The 19301-nt window shown below is 48.9% G+C and carries 15 protein-coding genes; 7 read left to right on the forward strand and 8 right to left on the reverse strand.

Annotated elements, in window-relative coordinates:
* From HMPREF6485_RS09650 to HMPREF6485_RS09675, 6 genes are all read right to left on the reverse strand, one after another.
* Positions 1-467: IS1/IS1595 family N-terminal zinc-binding domain-containing protein (locus HMPREF6485_RS09650; protein WP_456154111.1), on the reverse strand; the 467-nt coding region annotated here is incomplete at its 3' end.
* Between the two features lie 399 nt (positions 468-866).
* Positions 867-2495: a chaperonin GroEL gene (groL, locus tag HMPREF6485_RS09655; protein ID WP_004346228.1), complete on the reverse strand. Its 1629-nt coding sequence runs from the start codon at positions 2493-2495 to the stop codon at positions 867-869.
* 43 nt (positions 2496-2538) lie between these two features.
* Positions 2539-2811, reverse strand: coding sequence for a co-chaperone GroES (locus HMPREF6485_RS09660; protein ID WP_004346229.1), 273 nt, complete (start codon positions 2809-2811; stop codon positions 2539-2541).
* Positions 2812-2979: 168 nt separating this feature from the next.
* On the reverse strand, positions 2980-4362 hold the full coding sequence (locus HMPREF6485_RS09665) for a threonine/serine exporter family protein (protein ID WP_004342269.1): 1383 nt from the start codon (positions 4360-4362) through the stop codon (positions 2980-2982).
* 331 nt (positions 4363-4693) lie between these two features.
* Entirely contained in the window at positions 4694-4906 is a 213-nt protein-coding gene (locus tag HMPREF6485_RS09670) for a hypothetical protein (protein WP_004346231.1), read from the reverse strand.
* A 17-nt stretch (positions 4907-4923) separates the two neighbouring features.
* Positions 4924-6873, reverse strand: coding sequence for a leucine-rich repeat domain-containing protein (locus HMPREF6485_RS09675; RefSeq protein ID WP_004346232.1), 1950 nt, complete (start codon positions 6871-6873; stop codon positions 4924-4926).
* Between the two features lie 718 nt (positions 6874-7591).
* Here HMPREF6485_RS09675 and HMPREF6485_RS09680 point away from each other — a divergent pair.
* The 3 genes from HMPREF6485_RS09680 to HMPREF6485_RS09690 all read left to right on the forward strand — a co-directional run bounded on the left by HMPREF6485_RS09680 (position 7592) and on the right by HMPREF6485_RS09690 (position 10084).
* Positions 7592-8548 (forward strand): LuxR C-terminal-related transcriptional regulator, encoded by a 957-nt coding sequence (locus tag HMPREF6485_RS09680; protein WP_004346234.1) that lies wholly within the window; start codon positions 7592-7594, stop codon positions 8546-8548.
* A gap of 267 nt (positions 8549-8815) precedes the next feature.
* Positions 8816-9430: a deoxynucleoside kinase gene (locus HMPREF6485_RS09685; protein ID WP_004346235.1), complete on the forward strand. Its 615-nt coding sequence runs from the start codon at positions 8816-8818 to the stop codon at positions 9428-9430.
* A gap of 30 nt (positions 9431-9460) precedes the next feature.
* Positions 9461-10084, forward strand: coding sequence for a deoxynucleoside kinase (locus HMPREF6485_RS09690; protein ID WP_004342280.1), 624 nt, complete (start codon positions 9461-9463; stop codon positions 10082-10084).
* 359 nt (positions 10085-10443) lie between these two features.
* Here the strand turns inward: HMPREF6485_RS09690 and HMPREF6485_RS09700 are convergent, their stop codons facing one another.
* Positions 10444-12483: a carboxypeptidase-like regulatory domain-containing protein gene (locus HMPREF6485_RS09700; protein WP_004346237.1), complete on the reverse strand. Its 2040-nt coding sequence runs from the start codon at positions 12481-12483 to the stop codon at positions 10444-10446.
* Positions 12484-12663: 180 nt separating this feature from the next.
* Between HMPREF6485_RS09700 and HMPREF6485_RS09705 the strand changes: the two genes are divergently transcribed.
* From HMPREF6485_RS09705 to HMPREF6485_RS09715, 3 genes are all read left to right on the forward strand, one after another.
* Entirely contained in the window at positions 12664-13947 is a 1284-nt protein-coding gene (locus HMPREF6485_RS09705) for an O-acetylhomoserine aminocarboxypropyltransferase/cysteine synthase family protein (RefSeq protein ID WP_004346238.1), read from the forward strand.
* Positions 13948-13954: 7 nt separating this feature from the next.
* Positions 13955-15637, forward strand: a complete 1683-nt coding sequence (locus tag HMPREF6485_RS09710) for a glycoside hydrolase family 25 protein (protein ID WP_004346239.1) — start codon at positions 13955-13957, stop codon at positions 15635-15637.
* Between the two features lie 190 nt (positions 15638-15827).
* A complete protein-coding gene (locus HMPREF6485_RS09715; RefSeq protein ID WP_004342285.1) occupies positions 15828-16700 on the forward strand; it encodes a sigma-70 family RNA polymerase sigma factor in 873 nt (290 codons plus the stop codon).
* 169 nt (positions 16701-16869) lie between these two features.
* Here HMPREF6485_RS09715 and spt read toward each other — a convergent pair whose 3' ends face one another.
* A complete protein-coding gene (spt, locus tag HMPREF6485_RS09720; RefSeq protein WP_004342286.1) occupies positions 16870-18057 on the reverse strand; it encodes a serine palmitoyltransferase in 1188 nt (395 codons plus the stop codon).
* Between the two features lie 140 nt (positions 18058-18197).
* On the opposite strand from spt, the gene HMPREF6485_RS09725 reads away from it, so the two are divergent.
* A complete protein-coding gene (locus HMPREF6485_RS09725; RefSeq protein ID WP_004346241.1) occupies positions 18198-19262 on the forward strand; it encodes a diacylglycerol/lipid kinase family protein in 1065 nt (354 codons plus the stop codon).
* Positions 19263-19301 lie beyond the last annotated feature (39 nt).

Genomic DNA, 19301 nt, shown 5'->3' on the forward strand with positions numbered 1-19301 from the left:
CCATCGCATACAACGGCTTGAATTGTATATCCAAGTGAATCCAAGTGGGTTATGCCCTCTTTGTAATCTTCAAGCCGTTCATGCCTGTTGATAAACTTATACCAAAGCACGTTACCGGACAAAGAATCCTTCATAATAACAACACCAAAATTACGTCCCCAATATGTAACATCCATTAGAACCACTACCGGACGAATGAGAAGGCCGGGCAGTTCTTTTTTATAAGATTTGGTAAGCTTCCGATAAATAGTCCTGGTTGATACTCCGTATTCTTCTGAAAGATCTTTGATAGTAAGATTACCTTTAGAATAACGGATGTTAACCATAGCATTAGTGAGTCGCTTATGTCCAACAAAAGTCCTCTTACAGGACTTACAATACCAGCGTTGACTACCATTGAGACGGCCACGCTTTATAGTCGATTTCGAGCCACAATAAAAGCAGATTTTTTGCCATAAAATATAAATAGAACAAAGATAATGACTATTAGCGAGTTACAAGGATTTTAAGCACACTTTTGTCATATAAGCCAAAGTCTTTGTAATATGCTGTGCGGCAAAAGATTTACCAGACAGCAATAATCCTTTTTATGATTCCTTCTCTTCACCGCTATTACCGCTTCTTCCCTCCTCCACCACTGTTGCCGACTTCGGGTTATGCTCAGAACGCCCCCCTGACAGACCTTGCACATGCCATTTACACGCTTTCATGGCTTTGTTAGAATTATTGTGGAAGAAATGAGACAAAAGCTGCAGCGTAAGGGAGGAAACAAAAAAGTATAATAGAGAAAGGAAAAAAGAGGGTGTGCCTATTTGGACACACCCTCTTGTTCGTATTTCTCGCTTATGGAAAAGCTGTAAGAGGAATTACATCATGCCGCCCATACCCGGTTGACCAACCGGCATAGCAGGCTTCTCCTCGGGTTTATCCACAATGAGACATTCTGTGGTGAGGAACAAGCCTGCGATGGATGCTGCGTTCTCCAAAGCCACACGGGCCACCTTGGCGGGGTCGATGATACCGGCCTTGCGCAAGTCCTCATAGATGTCTTTGCGAGCGTTGTATCCAAAGTCACCTTCACCCTCACGCACCTTGTTCACCACCACGGAACCTTCGCCACCGGCATTGTCCACAATCTGGCGCAAGGGTTCCTCGATGGCGCGCTCCACAATGTTGATACCAGTCTGCTCGTCCTGATTCTCACCCTTCAGATCCTTGAGGGCTTCGAGGGCACGGATGTAAGTCGTACCACCACCGGCAACGACACCTTCCTCAATGGCTGCACGTGTAGCGCAAAGAGCATCGTCTACGCGATCTTTCTTCTCTTTCATCTCCACTTCGGAGTTAGCACCAACGTAAAGCACGGCTACACCACCAGCCAACTTAGCCAAACGCTCCTGAAGCTTCTCCTTGTCGTAAGAGCTCTTGGTGTTTTCTATTTCGTTTTTGATTTGAGCCACGCGATCGGCGATATTCTCTTTCTGCCCGGCACCGTTGACAATGGTCGTATTGTCCTTGCTGACCGTTACCTTGTCGGCAGACCCCATCATCTCAAGTGTAGCTTGTTCAAGCTTCAAGCCCTTGTCTTCACTGATGACAACACCACCGGTGAGCACGGCAATGTCTTCAAGCATGGCCTTGCGACGGTCACCGAAACCGGGAGCCTTGACAGCACAGATCTTCAATCCGCCACGCAGACGGTTGACAACCAGTGTGGTCAGTGCCTCAGAGTCTACATCTTCGGCGATGACGAGCAACGGACGACCGCTCTCGGCAGCAGGCTGAAGGATAGGCAGGAAGTCCTTGAGATTGGAAATCTTCTTGTCATAGATAAGGATGTAAGGATTGTCCATCACGCATTCCATCTTCTCAGCATCGGTCACGAAATAGCCCGAAAGATAACCGCGGTCGAACTGCATACCTTCCACCACACCGATATTGGTGTCGCGGCTCTTGCTCTCCTCGATGGTGATGACACCGTCTTTGGAGACTTTGCGCATGGCATCGGCGAGCAGCTTGCCGATTTCCGGATCGTTGTTGGCACTCACGGTGGCCACCTGCTCTATCTTGTCGTAGTTGTGATCTACGAGTTCGGCATGAGACTTGATATAGTCAACGACAGCAGCGACAGCCTTGTCGATACCGCGCTTCAAGTCCATGGGGTTGGCACCGGCAGTCACATTCTTCAGACCTTCATTCACGATAGCCTGCGTGAGAATGGTGGCCGTAGTGGTACCGTCGCCGGCATCGTCGCCGGTCTTCGATGCCACACTCTTCACCAGCTGCGCACCGGTATTCTCAAACTTGTCTTCCAGTTCGATTTCCTTGGCCACGGTCACACCGTCCTTGGTGATCTGCGGAGCACCGAACTTCTTTTCCAAAACCACATTGCGGCCTTTCGGGCCAAGCGTTACCTTAACGGCGTTAGCCAACTGATCGACCCCCTTCTTCAAGAGATCGCGTGCATCTGTATCAAACTTAATATCTTTTGCCATATCTTTTTAAATTTAAGAATTGAAAAACAGTAATCTACTTTTATTATTCCTCTACCACTGCGAGCACATCGCTCTGACGCATCATGAGATATTTCTCGCCGCCGAACTCAAGTTCAGTACCGGCATACTTGCCATAAAGCACGATGTCGCCCTCTTTCAAGAGCATCTCTTCGTCTTTAGTACCTTTACCTGTAGCTACAACCTTGCCGCGTTGCGGTTTTTCCTTTGCTGTGTCAGGGATGATGATTCCACCTACTTTTTCTTCGGCCGGTGCAGGAAGTACCAGCACTCTGTCTGCTAATGGTTTGATGTTCATAATTATATGTATTTAAGTTGTCGTTTTTATTGCGTACACCCCATTCTATACGAAAACCGTGCCAAAACTGTCATTTGACAATTATGGCACGAGTCGACTGACAAAAGTGTCACCTTTTCTATTTATGTCCCCCCTGCCATTTGCCGGCAGCGGTATTTGGTCTTTACGCTATACGGAAAATTCGTGCAGATCGATAAATTTGCCTCTGGCTTTCCGTTCTTCGATGAGCCGGGCCAACTTCTTCTTGCGATTGGGGGCTATCCACTTGCGGGCAAAGACGTTGGGGATGGCTACACCAATGGCAATCATGATGATGAGCAGCGAACCGTTGATGGCATTATGGGTGGCAAAGGTCACTTCACCCACCACGCCCTGCATGTTGATGATACCGTAGAGCGCGCGATACATCAATACGCCCGGAACCATAGGGATACCGATAGGGATGGTGATGCACTGGTGGGGAGTATGGAGCAGATGCACCACCTTGATATTGATGATACTGACAATGGCCGTGCCGCAGAGCGTGCCCACGATGGGACCCATGCCGAGACCGATATTGCCATTGGCAGGCCCGAGATTGATGAAATTGCGGGAACATACGGCAATGATACCGCCAATGGCGATCCACGGCATGAGCCGCTTGGGCACGTTGAAGATGGTGGCAAATCCCATCGACGAGACAGCCGCTGCAAGGGCATACTCCCAAAATTTGTGATGAGGGGTCATGCTCAATTCATGCACAAAACTGTCGATACCGAAACACTTGATGGCCAAGGCTATGCCAAAAGACATGGCAAAGATCATGAGCAGTGTGTTGGTAGCCCTGACGAGTCCCACCTCAATATGGTTGTCGAGCATGTCGCTCACAAAGTTGATAAGCGGCACACCCGGCACGATGAAGAGGGCACAGGCCATCATCGGATGCCAAGGGGTGGTGGAGATCAGGAGCGGTTGAAGGATTTTGGGAATGAAAGCCATCGCCGCCGGTGTGGAGATTTGGGCTGTGAGCCATGCGATTAAGGTAGAAACGAAAGCCGCCACTGCGATATTGAAGAACACATTGGAACCGAGGTGGTTGAGGTACATGCGGAAGCGGTTGCCCAAAATGGCTGCAATGGAGGCATAAAAGAAAGCGGGCCAGTCGCCGCCGAACTGAATGCAGAAGCCACCGCAGGCAAAACCGGCGCAGATGGCCACCATCCACTCGCTGTAAGAGCGTTTGGCCGTGGCGATGCGTTCAAGTTCTTCGCTGTATTTCTCGAGAGAATAGTCTTGACTGATGGCTTCCCATGTGAGTTTACTGATGTCCTGAATGGTTGTCATGTTGATGCCATGCTTGTCACACCGCTGAAACTTGGAGAAAGAGTGTTCCTCGTCACTGAGATTCACTTGCAACATATTGTAGGTGACGTGAATATGGAGCGAATCTTCAGGCAATCCCAGATAGGCTGCACAACGCTTCATGTTGCGTAATATCCGGCTCGTATCGGCCGAACTCTCCACCAACAGTTCTCCCGTTCGCAGCAACAGGTCGAGTTTGCGACGAAGCATCTTTCGTGCCTCTATCGTGCACTGCTCACTTTTGCACTCTTGCAACTCTTTCTTTTTATCAATATTATCCATAACCATGTTATAACACAATAAAATACCAACTGTCTTTTCGAGAGTGCAAAGTTAGTTAAAAAGCATCAAACACGGAAACTATCTTCTGAAAAAGGAAAACTTCTCCTTTATTTTATTCAGATTTAATGCCGTTTCATCCATATATTAAGGTGTACAAGAAACCGGAGTGTATCTCTCGACACGCTCCGGCTTGACAAATTAAGTATAAATCAAATCTCAAATGCTACGATTCTCACGAATCCATTTCAAAAAATATTTGTTAGTCGTCTTCCCAGTCCGACCATATATTGTTGTTTTTGGCACCGGAAACTCCCGGGCCTCCGGGGAGGATTTCATCTTGATTCTGTTCATTAGGGCTTCCATTGCCCCCAATACTTGCACTATCTTTTGTTTCACTTTGGCAAATAAATTTTTCAACCATCACCAGCACAGTATCAGTTACGGGAGCCATATATATCTTCTTTCTTTCCATGATTTTTGTTTTTATTTTTAATGTACTGCGATTTTCTTTCCATTCACGATATAGATGCCTTTGGGTAATCCAACAAGGCTTGTACTGCTCATGCGCACCACCTGCCCGTTAAGGTTCATCACCTTACCGACCGACAGATTGCTTGGTGTAGCCGGTACCACAGTCGGAGACTCAATGCCTGTCACAGTGTTGTCAGGATCCTCATAGGATATCGTCACCGCTTTGGCATTGGCCCCATTGTCCTTGTCGAGCAGCACGCAGGCTGTGTAACGAGTCCATGTGCCCCCAGTGGCATTTACCCATTTGTAGAAACCGTTTTTATAAATACTTTCGTCTTTTCCCGAATAGTAATAATAGGTGTATTGGGGCAGATTCTTACCTGCCGTGTAGTTGCCGATAAATGTATATGTCACCCCATCTTCTGTAAAAGTCTTCTGCATTGCATCAAGCTTGGATTGCTCTTCTGCCTCTTTTTTGATGCCGACAATGGTGTTTACCACACCCGTAGTTGTACCTGCGTGGAGGGCGGGATGAATCATATATGGACAATGGGCAACAGTGCTCTCCACTTGTTTCTTAAACTTCAGCTTAATAAACTTATCATTGGTAGCTGTATTTTTTGTTACCTCAACGCCCGAAAACTCTACCACTTCCACCTTTGCGCCGTATGCACTTTCCAGTTGCACTCTAGTCATGGCAAATGGCAAACACATGGTGTACCATTTATCATCAACTCGCTTGTCGTCGGTCCAAATCTCCTCTGAATTTGTTTTAGTAGTCAATACAAAGTTGTTCCATCCGGCATAGTCGCCGGTACAAACAGAATATTTGCCATTTTCCAATGTCGGCCATGTATCTCCGGTTACAGACATAACATTTTGAGTGTAACCGCCGACCCCATTCGAGCTTGGATTCACATACTTATCTTTTGCTTCCTCAGGGTAGTGGAGCATGGCAATAGGTTTACCACCGACACCACGAGTATATTGGGCACGGGTTACAGGGGAGATGCCACTTGGATTGCTATATGTAAATTGAGTAACAGCAGCCTCGTCAAAAGCTTGATTGTCAGCCTTTGTGTTTTTCCCTAATACATATACATCTGTCAATTCATAATTTTCTTGAAAGGCTTGTCCCTCAATGTGTTCTACACTGGCTGGAATAGTGATGCTTTTCAAATGATGGCATCTAAATGCCGTTCCTTCTATCTTTTTTAATGTGTTGGGTAAACGTATAGCTTCGATTGCCGCTCCGGAAAACGCACCATATTCAATTTTCTCCAAACCTTCCGGTAGAGTTATTTCTTTCAATGCCGTGCAGTCCATAAAAGCTTGGCGACCGATGGTCTTCCAGCCAAAGCCAAAGTCTACAGATGTGAGATTGTTGCAATTAAGAAATGCTTGTTGCTCTATCTTACTCGTACCATTAGGATCAACATCTCCTAGCACAAGGGTCTTAATAGAATTTCCAAAAACCTGGGTTGAAATAGTCACACTGCGCGACACATTATTAGGTATAATTACATTTTCTATCTTACAGTTCTTATAATTCATGTTTGGAATGACAGTCGTAGTACGAGGATAAATAATCGTTTTCAAATTATCCATAAAACCTAAGTTTGTCAATTTACTGTCATTTTGAACTGCAGCAAACTCCATATCAAGTTTGTTCACCTTCGGAAAATTATTTTCTTCCTCTGTCATACCGCATAAACGGTCAACATCGTCATTAGACATTTTAACTCCATTGGCAGTTACTACCTTGATTTTAGTGGCATTAAGATACGGTTGGAGAAAGTCCGAAGCCTGATACTTGGCATAGTCTTTATAGGTAAACTCATTGGCAAGATCTCCACTGCTTTGCAGCGTCAACACCACGGTGCCGTCACTCTCCGTAGACACCTGTAGCTTTGCCTTTGCCAACCCTACGGCCAGCAGGCACAATGCAAACAAAAATAATCGTCTCATGTTTTCTTATTTAATTAAAAGTTGATATTGTTCTTAGAAATCATGCCCCTGCACGGTTTTGACCGTGCGGGAATATGCCGGAATTTAACCGAAAGCCGTGGAGACGAGTTGGAGTCGTCTGCTCCAATGCTCCATCTCCAGGCTTTGAGGCCGAAAGGCCTACAGAGGTTCTTGTTCTTATCAGTTCTTAGAAAAGCTAAACTTTGTCGTCTATATGATATATGTGAGCAGTCGTCTAATGTCTCAACATCATAAGTTGTTATTTTCGGGTGTTGTGCCTATCAAATGATTCCTCAATTTTAACCCTCTCTCATACGCGTTGCACGCTTGTCGCCGGTTCCTTCAATTTTAACACGCATTGCATATCGGTACAATGTCAGCTTCTCATTGGCTTAATCGATTGCAAAGGTAGTTTTTATTTTTAGATTCTATCACTTTTAACAAATCTACCCCCCTCCATTAAGATTTATTAACTTTATAACGTTGCAAAGAACATATTTTAAGAAATCGAGGCTAAAAATCTCTTATTGTTTCATGCTTTCCACAAGAAGATGGCAAGAGAATGAAAGAATAAAAAAACTTTTTGCGTCTTGTGATAAAATACCTATAAATGATGATTGTGTATTTCGTAAATAATGATTATTTTTGCATCCGCAACGTTGTGAATTTGTCAAAACACTGTTTTTTGCGGTGTGATGACGCCATTTTAATGTGAGAGATGAAAAATCAAAAAATGTATGAGGCGGACGATCAGATGATCTCCATCATAAGCGACAACTACAATATTCTCCAGAATCTTGGGTGTTTTGGCATCAATCTTGGTTTTGGCGACAAGACTGTCCGGGAGGTTTGTGAGGAGCAGAATGTCGACACTTATACTTTTTTGGCCGTGGTAAACTTCACCACCAACGGCTTTCGCGATCTTAATGACTCTGACAAGTTATCTATCCCCACACTGCTTCAGTATCTTCGGGCATCGCATGAATATTATCTCGACTTCCAGTTGCCGTTCATCCGCAAGCAGTTGGTGGCGGCGTTAGACGAGAATGATAATCTCGCACGTCTCATCCTCCGCCTCTACGACGAGTATGCCCATAGCATCACCAATCACATGAAGTATGAAGAGAAGATGGTTTTCCCATACGTGCAGCGCCTGTTGGATGGAGAAGTCTCTTCCACCTACGACATTGAAACATTCTCCAAGCACCACGGCCAGACCGACCAAAAGGTGAGGGAATTGAGAAACATCATCATCAAGTATCTTCCTTCCGACGGCCTTCACAACAATCAGTTGAGTGCTACGCTATACAATATTTATAATAATGAAGACTGGCTGAACATGCACGCCCAGGTGGAGGATCACATCTTTATACCGGTAATCAGGCGTTTGGAGGCCAAGTCGAAGCAGAATGATGTCAGCGTGAAAATCTCCAACATGATCAATCAAAATCCCAATGCCGAAGACATGTTGAGCGACAGGGAGAAAGATGTCATCGTGAGCTTGGTGCAGGGAATGACCAACAAGGAAATCGCCGACCATCTGTGCATATCCATCAATACCGTCATCACCCATCGCCGCAACATTGCCAAGAAGTTGCAAATACATTCTCCCGCCGGTTTGACCATTTATGCCATCGTCAACAATCTGGTGGACATTTCCTCCGTCAAACTCTGACACCGGATGATGGCGAATAAAATTAACAAAAACACATCCACTTAAATTCTCCGACCGGAATGGGAGATTAGCCTTAAACCACCGGAAAAGCTTTCCGCCTTTCTTATTTGAGCTTTTTGAGTTTGTGAAAGAGCCACACTTGAAAGCTGAAAGCACTTCCCTACCCTTCCCCTCAAAATTATATAAAGGTTATGCACGGACTTCGGTGGAAATTTACTACCTTTGCAGCAATTTGACAAAGAGGGACTATAACGAAACAACAACGTCATGCACATAGCCATAGCAGGAAATATCGGTAGCGGAAAAACCACACTCACCACGCTTCTGGCCCGCCACTACGGGTGGGAACCGAGATTTGAGCAAGTGGATTTCAACCCCTACCTTGAAGACTATTACAGGGACATTCCGCGCTGGTCGTTCAACATGGAGGTATTCTTCCTGAAAGAGCGGTTTAAGGATTTGCTCAAAATAGCCAAAACCGACCACACAGTGATACAAGACCGCTCGATATACGAAGGGGTCTACGTGTTTGTGGCCAACAACAAGGAGCAGGGCAATCTGTCCGATCGCGACTTCGAAACCTATATGGAGCTGTTTGAAGACATGCTTGAGGTGGTGAAATATCCCGAATTGATGATTTACCTCAGAGCTTCGGTTCCCCATTTGGTAGAAAACATACAACGGCGCGGCCGCGACTATGAACAGAAAATCCCCATCGAATATCTCGAAGGACTCAATGAGCGATATGAGGATTTTCTCTACCATAAATATGATGGAAAGCTACTCGTAGTGGATGTGGACAACATGGATTTCCAACACAATCCCAAAGACTTTGGAACCATCATCGACCGTATAGACGCACAGCTCTTCGGGCTGTTCTGACAAGCAAAAACAAAAAACAACCATAATCTTATGCACATAGCTATAGCAGGAAATATCGGTAGCGGAAAGACTACGCTCACCAAGATGCTCGCCAAACGCTACGGATGGGATCCGCAGTTTGAGCCGGTAGACAACAACCCTTACCTGGAGGATTACTATAAGGATATGAACCGATGGTCGTTCAATCTGCAAATCTACTTTCTCAACAAGAGGTTTCGCGATGTTGTGGAGATTTCACGACGCAACGACACCGTGATTCAAGACCGCACCATCTTTGAGGATGCCCGCATCTTCGCCCCCAATCTCCATGAAATGGGCATGATGAGCGACCGCGACTTCGCCAACTACAGTGATCTCTTCGAACTGATGATTTCGCTCGTGAAACTGCCCGACCTGATGATTTATATCCGTTCGTCTATCCCCACCCTCGTCGGGCACATACAGAAGCGCGGTCGCGAGTTTGAAAAGTCTATCCGCATTGACTACCTCAACGGGCTCAATCAGCGATATGAAAATTGGATCAAGGACTACAAGGGCCAACTCATCATCGTGGATGGTGACACGGTGAATTTTGAGAACGACGTGCGGGATTTCAAGAAAATCACCGACCAGATAGATGCCGAGCTCTACGGACTTTTCCCATTCGGCAAATAAGCGACCGATTGATTTTGTCAAACCATTTGTTGTTTTTCGGCCTCCGTACGTGCGATATTTCCAACAAGCAACCGGATGGACGAAAATAAGCGATTTTGAGCAATGTTTTTAAACTGCTGACAATCAACTGTTTGAATATTATTAACACATTTCAAAGCCCATAAATAGGCTTGAAGAAGCCCAAAAGAGCTTGCAAAAGGGCCCCGGTTGCGATGCAACCGGGGCCCTTTTGGCTTCCAAGTGTGGCCCTTTCACGGGCCCGAAGAACCCAAATGGGAAAATCGGTGTGCTTTTTCACCCTCTCGGCACCGGTTTTCCTCTCTATTTGAAGAATCTTCACGAGGGCGTTTTTGTAAAGGTTATTTAGCATCACGCCGGGCATCGAGCGTCACTTCCTCATGTATCAGACGCCCTTCGCTTGTCACCCCCTCCACCACCATGCGGCAGGGTCCCGAGGTGTTGCCAAGACTGAAAGAGAGCCTGTCACTCACGACATTGGGATTCCAATAAAGCGTTTTCCTGATGCCGAGGCCGGCTGAAAATTTCACAGGTTTCTGATAGCCCAACGGAACTATCTTCTTCTGGTTGAGATGTTCGGCAGCCTGGGAGGTGTAATTGCCGGTCTTGGTCGTGATGGAAATCACCCCACTGCCCCCACGCGTGCCCCAAATGGCGGTAGTGCCGGTCTTGAAAACATCCACGCGGGCCACATCCTGCATCCGGATGATGTCGAGGTCGTAATCATTTTCAAGAAAAACACCGTCGAGCACGATAGCCGCCGGATTGTCGCCATAGATGGTTGTGGTGGCTCGAATATAACATTTGTTCTCGCGCACAAACACTCCCGGCACTCTACGCAACAATTCGTGAAGACAGGTGGCATCGATCTCGCGGATTTCTTTTTGACCGAAAGAGAAGTCGGCAGCACGGGCGTATGCATCGCTGCGGCTCTGCGAACTGAGCCGGCGGGTGACCACCTCCACATCGTCGAGCATGATGCCATCGTCGACTGCCGCAGACTGTGGGGCATCGGACGGTATCTCCTCGGCCTCCTCCTCACCCATTTTGCCCACCGGGGCATTGAAAGGCGGATAGTCGGGCTCGTCTACCACCAGTTCAACGAGTTCACTACCTTCGGGCTTGACCGCCCGAAGCACATATTCCGTGCCCTCGGGGAAGTCCATGCCGGAAAAAGAAAAACAGCCTTGGGCATCGGAAACAGTGGAAGCTGCAATGCCTATCTGCGGAGAGATCAAACTCACCGGCGCATTGGGCACAGCCCGATGGCGGAGAAAACTGCGCACACGCCCGGTGATGGTCCGGGAAGACTCAACCGTCACAGGCACTTTGACAAAATGGCCGGAAAACACGCGCGAAAAGTCGTAACGACTCCAATGGCCGGAAGCGAGCAGACGGTCGGCCAGCGGAAGATGCTCGTAATAATTTTCGGGGGCTTCGAGTCCACCCGCCACATCAGTACTTAAAAAGAGGTGTGCCAATATTGAGGAAGGCCGATGCCGGCGTGCCACAACCGACGAGGTGACCGAGACGGAGATGTCGGCACGCTCCCCTTCATGCAAACCGACGGCCTGCAAGCGGAGCACCACACTGTCGGCAGAAGTTGCGGCGGCCTCCTGCCTCACAACATGAAGGCGCAAACGCTCACGGTCGTTGGCCGAAAGTAACAACCGCTCGGCAAGGATATGGCCGTGAGGGCCAACCAACAGCAGCGACACGACACCTTGCGGAATGGAGTCGCGCAGCAAGGAGACAGGTCTTTGGGCCGCAATAGGACCCAGGAAGAAAGGATAGGCCCGGCAATGGGCCATAAGGAAAAGGGAGTCGCCGGGAAGGGAAGTTCTCACAATGATGCGATGGTCACGCCGTTCATAAGTCAATGCCCCGGCGGTATCAGCACCCGAGAGTGATGTCGTATCGGCAAAGGTTGAGTCGGTATGGCGGTCGCTGCCTTTCCGTCCACCTATATAAAGCGGAATCCAACTGTCATAACGGGGAAGGGCCGCCGACAAACGGGTGTACGACCGCAAGCGGTAGCGGCCGGCAACTGCTGAAGAAGGGATGTCCACATAGCCGGCATAAAGTCCTTCACGCCCCATGATGCGGATGCGGGTGACCAAGTTGCCGGCCGGGTCGAGCAACTCCACATAGGCGTAACGGCTCTCATCGACCGGCTCGTGGCTCAAGGCTTTCACCACATAGACTTTCAGCCACACCCGGTCGCCGGGTGCATAATCGGCAGCATCGGCATGGATATAGGTCTTCTCCTGTGGATATAGATGCAGTTGTTCAATGATGCGGTCGGTGAGTATATTGCCGGTTTGTGCAGCAAGCGTGGCAGTCACGACCGTCATAGCGAACATAAGGAATAGTCGTTTCATCGTCAACAGAATTGATATTCTCGTCTCTTTTTCTACAAAAGTAGTAAAAATAGCCGGTATCAACAAACAAATCGTCTATAAGGGCTGAAAATATGTGAAGTTTAGGAAGCCGCCCGAACGTTTTCAAGTAAAAATGTCTACCTTTGCAATCAAGTATTCAACAATCACAACAGACAGAATATGACAAAGCAACTGAAACCGGCTACGCTCTGCGTACAGGGTGGCTACAAGCCTAAAAACGGGGAACCGATCGAGGTGCCCATCATCCAAAGCACCACATTCAAGTATGACAATAGTGAAGAAATGGCCATGCTTTTCGACTTGAAGAAAGAAGGCTACTTCTACACCCGCCTGCAAAATCCCACCAATGATGCCGTGGCTCTCAAGATAGCGCAGCTCGAAGGTGGAGTCGGTGCCATGCTCACGAGCAGCGGACAAGCAGCCAACTTCTATGCCGTGTTCAACATCTGTGAGGCCGGCGACCACATTGTGGCCTCCACAGAAATCTACGGTGGCACATTCAACCTCTTCGGCGTGACCATGAAGAAACTCGGCATCGAGTGTACTTTCGTCAATCCCGAGGCCGGCGAGGAGGAAATACAGCGTGCCTTCCGTCCCAACACCAAGGCCCTTTTCGGTGAAACAATCTCCAATCCCGGTTGTGCGGTGCTCGACATCGAGAAGTTTGCACACATTGCCCACCGCAATGGTGTACCCCTCATCGTGGACAACACCTTTGCCACACCCATCAACTGCCGCCCCTTTGAATGGGGAGCCGACATCGTGACCCACAGCACCACCAAGTATATGGACGGCACAGCCTCACAAGTGGGCGGTGTGGTGGTGGACAGCGGCAAGTTCGACTGGATGGCCCATGCGGACAAATATCCCGGGCTCTGCACTCCGGACGAGAGCTATCACGGACTCACATACGTCAAAAACTTCGGGAAATTGGGGTACATCACCAAACTCGTGGCACAACTCATGCGCGACTTGGGGTCTATTCCCGCTCCCATGAATTCATTTATCCTCAACCTCGGCCTGCAGACACTCCACCTGCGCATGGCCCGACACTGCGAGAATGCACAGGCTGTGGCCGAGTTTCTGGCAGCCGACCCGCGGGTGGCATGGGTACACTACAGCGATCTGGAAGGTGACGCCGATCATGCCCGTGCCCAAAAATATCTTCCCCAAGGGTCGTGTGGCGTGATGGCCTTCGGACTGAAAGGCGACCGTGAGACGGCCATCCGGTTTATGGACTCGTTGGAGATGATTAATATTGTGACTCACGTGGCCGATGCACGCACCTGTGTGCTCCACCCCGCCAGCCACACCCACCGGCAGTTGAGCGAAGAACAACTGCGCCAAGCCGGCATCGCACCCGACCTTATCCGGCTATCAGTAGGTCTCGAAGACATCGACGACATTATCAATGACCTTAGACAAGCGCTCGACAAGATTTAACGACTGAATGATTCGACCATTCAACACACATCGTTCCCGCCCCGCACGAACGGCCCTTGCCATAGTGGCAGCCGCCACGGTGGCGGGACTTATCGGTTGGGCACTTTACTGCCACACAGCTTCTAAAGCCGGCATTCAAAGGGCCATGACACAGGTGATGCGCACCGGCTACTACCAACTGGAAGTGGACGAACAGCCCCTGCTGCGCTTCGGAACCGACCAAAGTAGGCTTGCCGCCGTATGGACCGATCGGCTGGCACTTGTCCCCTCTTGTGAGGGGCGGCTCACTGTCTCAGTCGATGACAGCCTGAATGCCCACCGATACGCAGGGCGCGATATAAAAAAAGTGCTCGCACAGAAAATCGATTCGCTGAAAAAAGACATCAGGCATCTTAGCTTCAAGGTAGATGAATTGGCCTACTACCGACGCGTACACTCGGTTATCGATGAGGGTTACGAGACCATTTCCCGCTTTTCTTTCCAAGAACGCAAGCGGCTCGACTCGTTGCGACACCTGCTCGACACCTTGCAATGTGTGAAACCAACCGACCGAGTGGCCATCACCTACCACACCGACTATCGGGTGGCGCTTCCCGGCAAGAAGACAACTGAAAAGTGGGAGACCTGCACGGTGACAGACACACTGCGGGATGACCATTGCCTGATTTTGCAGACAGAAAGCCGGCAGAAACCCGACGGGGTGACCAGTTATCCTAAAAGTGTCGCTGCCCACATAGCCCGACTTGCCGGACACAACATCAGACGGCCCATCACATGGCGCCACCGTCCGGATTCGGCAGGTGTCTACATAGGCAGTGTGGACAAGCTTTTTCGACCAGAAGGACACGGAGTACACATAGGCAATGACGGAACCTATTTTGAAGGGCATTGGAAAGCAGGCCGACGAAACGGCTTCGGATTCAGACTGAGCAACACCCAAGCCATGCGGGTGGGCGAATGGCGCAACGACCTGTTCCGTGGGGAGAGGGTGCTCCACACCTCGGAGCGCATCTATGGCATCGACATATCCAAATATCAACACGAGAAAGGGCGCAAACGCTACCCCATACACTGGGACAAACTGTGCATCACTCACTTGGGAGGCATCAGCCGCAAACGCACCAAGGGAGGGGTGAACTACCATGTGAGTTTCTGCTACATCAAGTGTACGGAGGGAACCACTGTCCACAATAAATATTATGCGGCCGACCATAGGGCTGCCCGTGCTTCCGGTCTGCATGTCGGCGCCTATCATTTCTTTTCCATCCGAACGGGAGGAGCGGCACAAGCCGCCTTTTTCCTCCGCCATGCACGGATAAGAAAAGGCGACCTCCCACCGGTGCTTGATGTGGAACCTTCGCCAAGGCAAATTAAGGGGATGGGAGGAGCAGCCGTGCTTTGGCGGGAAGTGAGAGCTTGGCTGAAAGTTGTGAAGCGGAAAACGGGCGTGCGCCCCATCCTCTACATCAGTCAGATGTTTGTGAACCGCTACCTTGATTTGGCACCCGACGTGAAAAGAGACTATGAGGTGTGGATAGCCCGCTATGGGGAATACAAACCAGATGTGCGTATGCGCTTCTGGCAACTCTGTCCGGATGGTCGCGTAAGGGGCATACACGGCGAAGTGGATGTAAATGTATTCAACGGCTACGAAGCCGAATTTAATACATTCACCCGCTCTACCCAATGACAAAGGCGATGGTACAAGCAATCGAATTACATGTACCATCGCTTTTTGTTTTAAGCAAGTTTAACTATAATTATTGTTAAACACGAACAACGTGTCCTTATTTTTACTATATTTGCAGTGCTTCCTCATTATTTCATTTTAGGAAGCTGATAATCAATCACTTATCATATAAACATCGGGCTGACGACGTATGAGACAACTGAAGATACAGAAGAGTATCACCAACCGGGCAAGTGAGGCATTGGACAAGTATCTGGTGGAGATAGGTCGTGCGCCTATGGTTACCATCGAGGAAGAAATAGAACTGGCTCAAGCTATCAAGCGTGGGGGGCGAGATGCCGAACGCGCGAAAGAAAAGCTGGTGACGGCCAATCTGCGCTTTGTGGTGTCGGTGGCCAAGCAATATCAGCATCAAGGCCTCACGCTCACCGACCTCATTGATGAAGGCAACATTGGATTGATAAAAGCTGCCGAGAAATTTGATGAGACCCGCGGTTTCAAGTTCATTTCCTACGCTGTGTGGTGGATTAGACAGAGTATTCTGCAAGCCATCGCCGAACAAAGTCGCATTGTGCGGTTGCCTCTCAATCAAGTAGGATCACTCAATAAGGTGAATCACGAGATAAACCGCTTCGAACAGGAGCATCACCGTCGGCCAAGCGTACAAGAGCTGAGTGACCGCACACATATCGACGAAGAAAAGATACAGCAAAGTATGATGGCTGACGGCCATCACGTGAGCATTGATGCACCATTTCAAGAGGGGGAAGACAATTCGATGGTAGATGTGATGGCCGGCAGTGATGACAGTCGCACCGACCGGCAGGTGGATCACGACAGCATGGCCATGGAACTGAACAGTGTGCTTGACCGTGTACTGAAAGAGCGCGAACAAATCATTATCCGCGAATGCTTCGGCATCGGCTGTCAGGAGAAAGGGCTCGAAGAAATAGGTGACCAACTTGGACTCACCCGTGAACGAGTGAGACAAATCCGCGAAAAGAGCATCACCAAATTGCGCGAATCAGGCAATGTAAAAATACTGATGAAATATTTAGGTTAGATTACGACACCCCACGAAAAGCAGAGTTTGCTGCATCAAAATAAAACAGCAACACCGCCAATTTCTCTCGGATTGGCGGTGTTGCTGTTTATCGTTGGAATAATATCTTCCCTACTTTGTCTGTTACGCCATCATGCATGTCATACGCCATAGCAGAAGCAGGTCACCACTATTTGATGATACCCAAATCTACAAATATCTTCTTGAGCACCTGCACTCCATGTTCCACTTGCTCTTCTGTATGCGTGGCCATGAGGGCGAAACGCACGAGCGTGTCTTGAGGAGCACAAGCCGGAGGTATGACAGGATTGATGAACACTCCGTTTTCGAAAGCGAGCTTCGTCACCATAAATGTCTTGTCCACATCATGCACATAGAGTGGGATAATCGGACTCTCTGTATCGCCAATCTCGAAACCCTCTTCGCGGAAACGTTTCAGCGCATAGCGCGTCACAGCCCACAGATGCTCAAGGCGTTCAGGTTCCTGCTGTATGATATGCAAAGCCTCCATAGCGGCAGCCGTAGCGGCCGGTGTGTCACTGGCACTGAAGATGTAAGTACGGCAAGTGTGGCGCAGATAATTGATTGTATCCTTGTCACCGGCAATGAAACCACCGATAGAGGCAAGACTCTTGGAGAAGGTACCCATAATGAGGTCTACCTCGTCGGTGAGTCCGAAGTGGTCGCATACGCCACGCCCTTGTCTGCCGAACACACCGATACCATGGGCTTCATCAACCATGATCGAACAGTTATACTTATGTTTGAGGGCCACAATTTCAGGCAGTTTGGCCAGATCGCCCTCCATAGAGAACACGCCGTCGACGACAATCAGTTTCACTGCCTCACGGGGAAGTCCTTCAAGCACACGCTCCAAGTCTTCCATGTCGTTGTGCTTATAGTGCAACTGGCGGGCAAAAGAGAGTCGCCGGCCATCAACGATACTTGCATGGTCGCGGTCGTCACAGATGATATAGTCACCCTTCCCCACCACCATGGCCAAAACTCCCTGGTTGACGGAGAAACCCGTTGAGAAGCAGAGCGCTTCATCCTTGCCCTCAAATTCGGCAAGTTCCTTTTCCAGCTGCACGTGGATGTCCAACGTGCCATTGAGGAAACGGCTTCCAGCACACCCCGAACCATATTTGTCAAGTGCTTTATGAGCGGCCGCAATCACTCTTTCGTCGCCGGTCAGGCCGGTATAGGCGTTAGAGCCGAACATGAGAACCCTGTGTCCTTCCATTTCCACTTCCGTCCCCTGCTTGCTCGTGATGGCACGGAAATAGGGATACACACCGGCTTCCATAAATTTCTGCGGCTCCCGGTAATTCTTATATCTGTCTTGTAACTGTCCCATTATTAATAGGTGTACTTTTATTTGTTTACCTTGAATTTGGCTGCAAAGATACAAAAAAGAAGTTATAAAACATATTTTTTTCACAGAAACTTCCCTCCACTTGCTTTTTTTATACGATAACAATCATTATCCAAACGAAAATGATTAAATTTGCAAAACAATCATTGAGTCCTCCCATGAAGAAGAAAGTGCTTTTCATCATGAACCCTATTTCGGGAACGTCAAGCAAGGCGGGAATCCCGGAACAGATAGCTTCCACGCTCGACACCGGTCTTTTCGACTACGATTTGGTGATGACCGAAAGGGCCGGACATGCAACCGAGCTAGCTGAAAGGGCCAAAAACGACAACACCGACATTGTGGTGGCCATTGGCGGTGACGGAACCGTGAACGAGGTGGCACGAGGCATCGTACACTCACGCACGGCTTTGGGCATCATTCCATGCGGATCGGGCAACGGATTGGCACGCCATCTCATTCTGCCGATGAACATCAAGAAGTGCATCAAGGTGCTTAATGCCTGCGAAATCCATGCCCTCGACTATGGAGTCATCAACGGCTACCCTTTCTTCTGCACGTGCGGCATGGGATTTGATGCTTTCGTGAGCATGAAGTTTGCCGAGAGCGGCAAGCGCGGCCCCATCTCCTACGCCGAGAACATCCTGCGCGAAGGTCTCAAATACCGGCCCGAAACCTACACCATTGAGGACGAAACGGGATCCAGACAATACAAAGCTTTCCTCATTTCATGTGCCAACGCCTCGCAGTATGGTAACAATGCCTATATCGCTCCACAAGCCTCGATGAGCGACGGACTGATAGATGTAATCATCATGGAACCGTTTGACGTGATAGAGGCACCGCAGGTGAGTTTTGACATGTTCAACAAGACACTTGACAAGAACTCCAAAATCAAGACCTTCAAGTGCAAAGAACTGCACATACACCGCAGCAAACCGGGCGTAATACACTACGACGGCGACCCTGTGATGACGGGTGAAGACATCAATGTCCATCTTGAGGAGAAAGGTATCCGCATCGTCGTAAACCCCTTTGCCGACAAGAGCATGAGACGGCCCAACGCCATCCAGACAGCTTTCGCCAGTTTCTTCAATGACATCAATGCTGTGAGAGATGACCTGCATCGGCAAAGCCGCAAAGTGGAAGCCTTGAGCAAGGTGATTCAGCGGAAGTTGAACATATAACACCTACCCTACAAGTTCCATCCCCCCACTCTGTTTGCC

The sequence above is a fragment of the Segatella buccae ATCC 33574 genome, assembly GCF_000184945.1.
Classification (GTDB): Bacteria; Bacteroidota; Bacteroidia; order Bacteroidales; family Bacteroidaceae; genus Prevotella; species Prevotella buccae.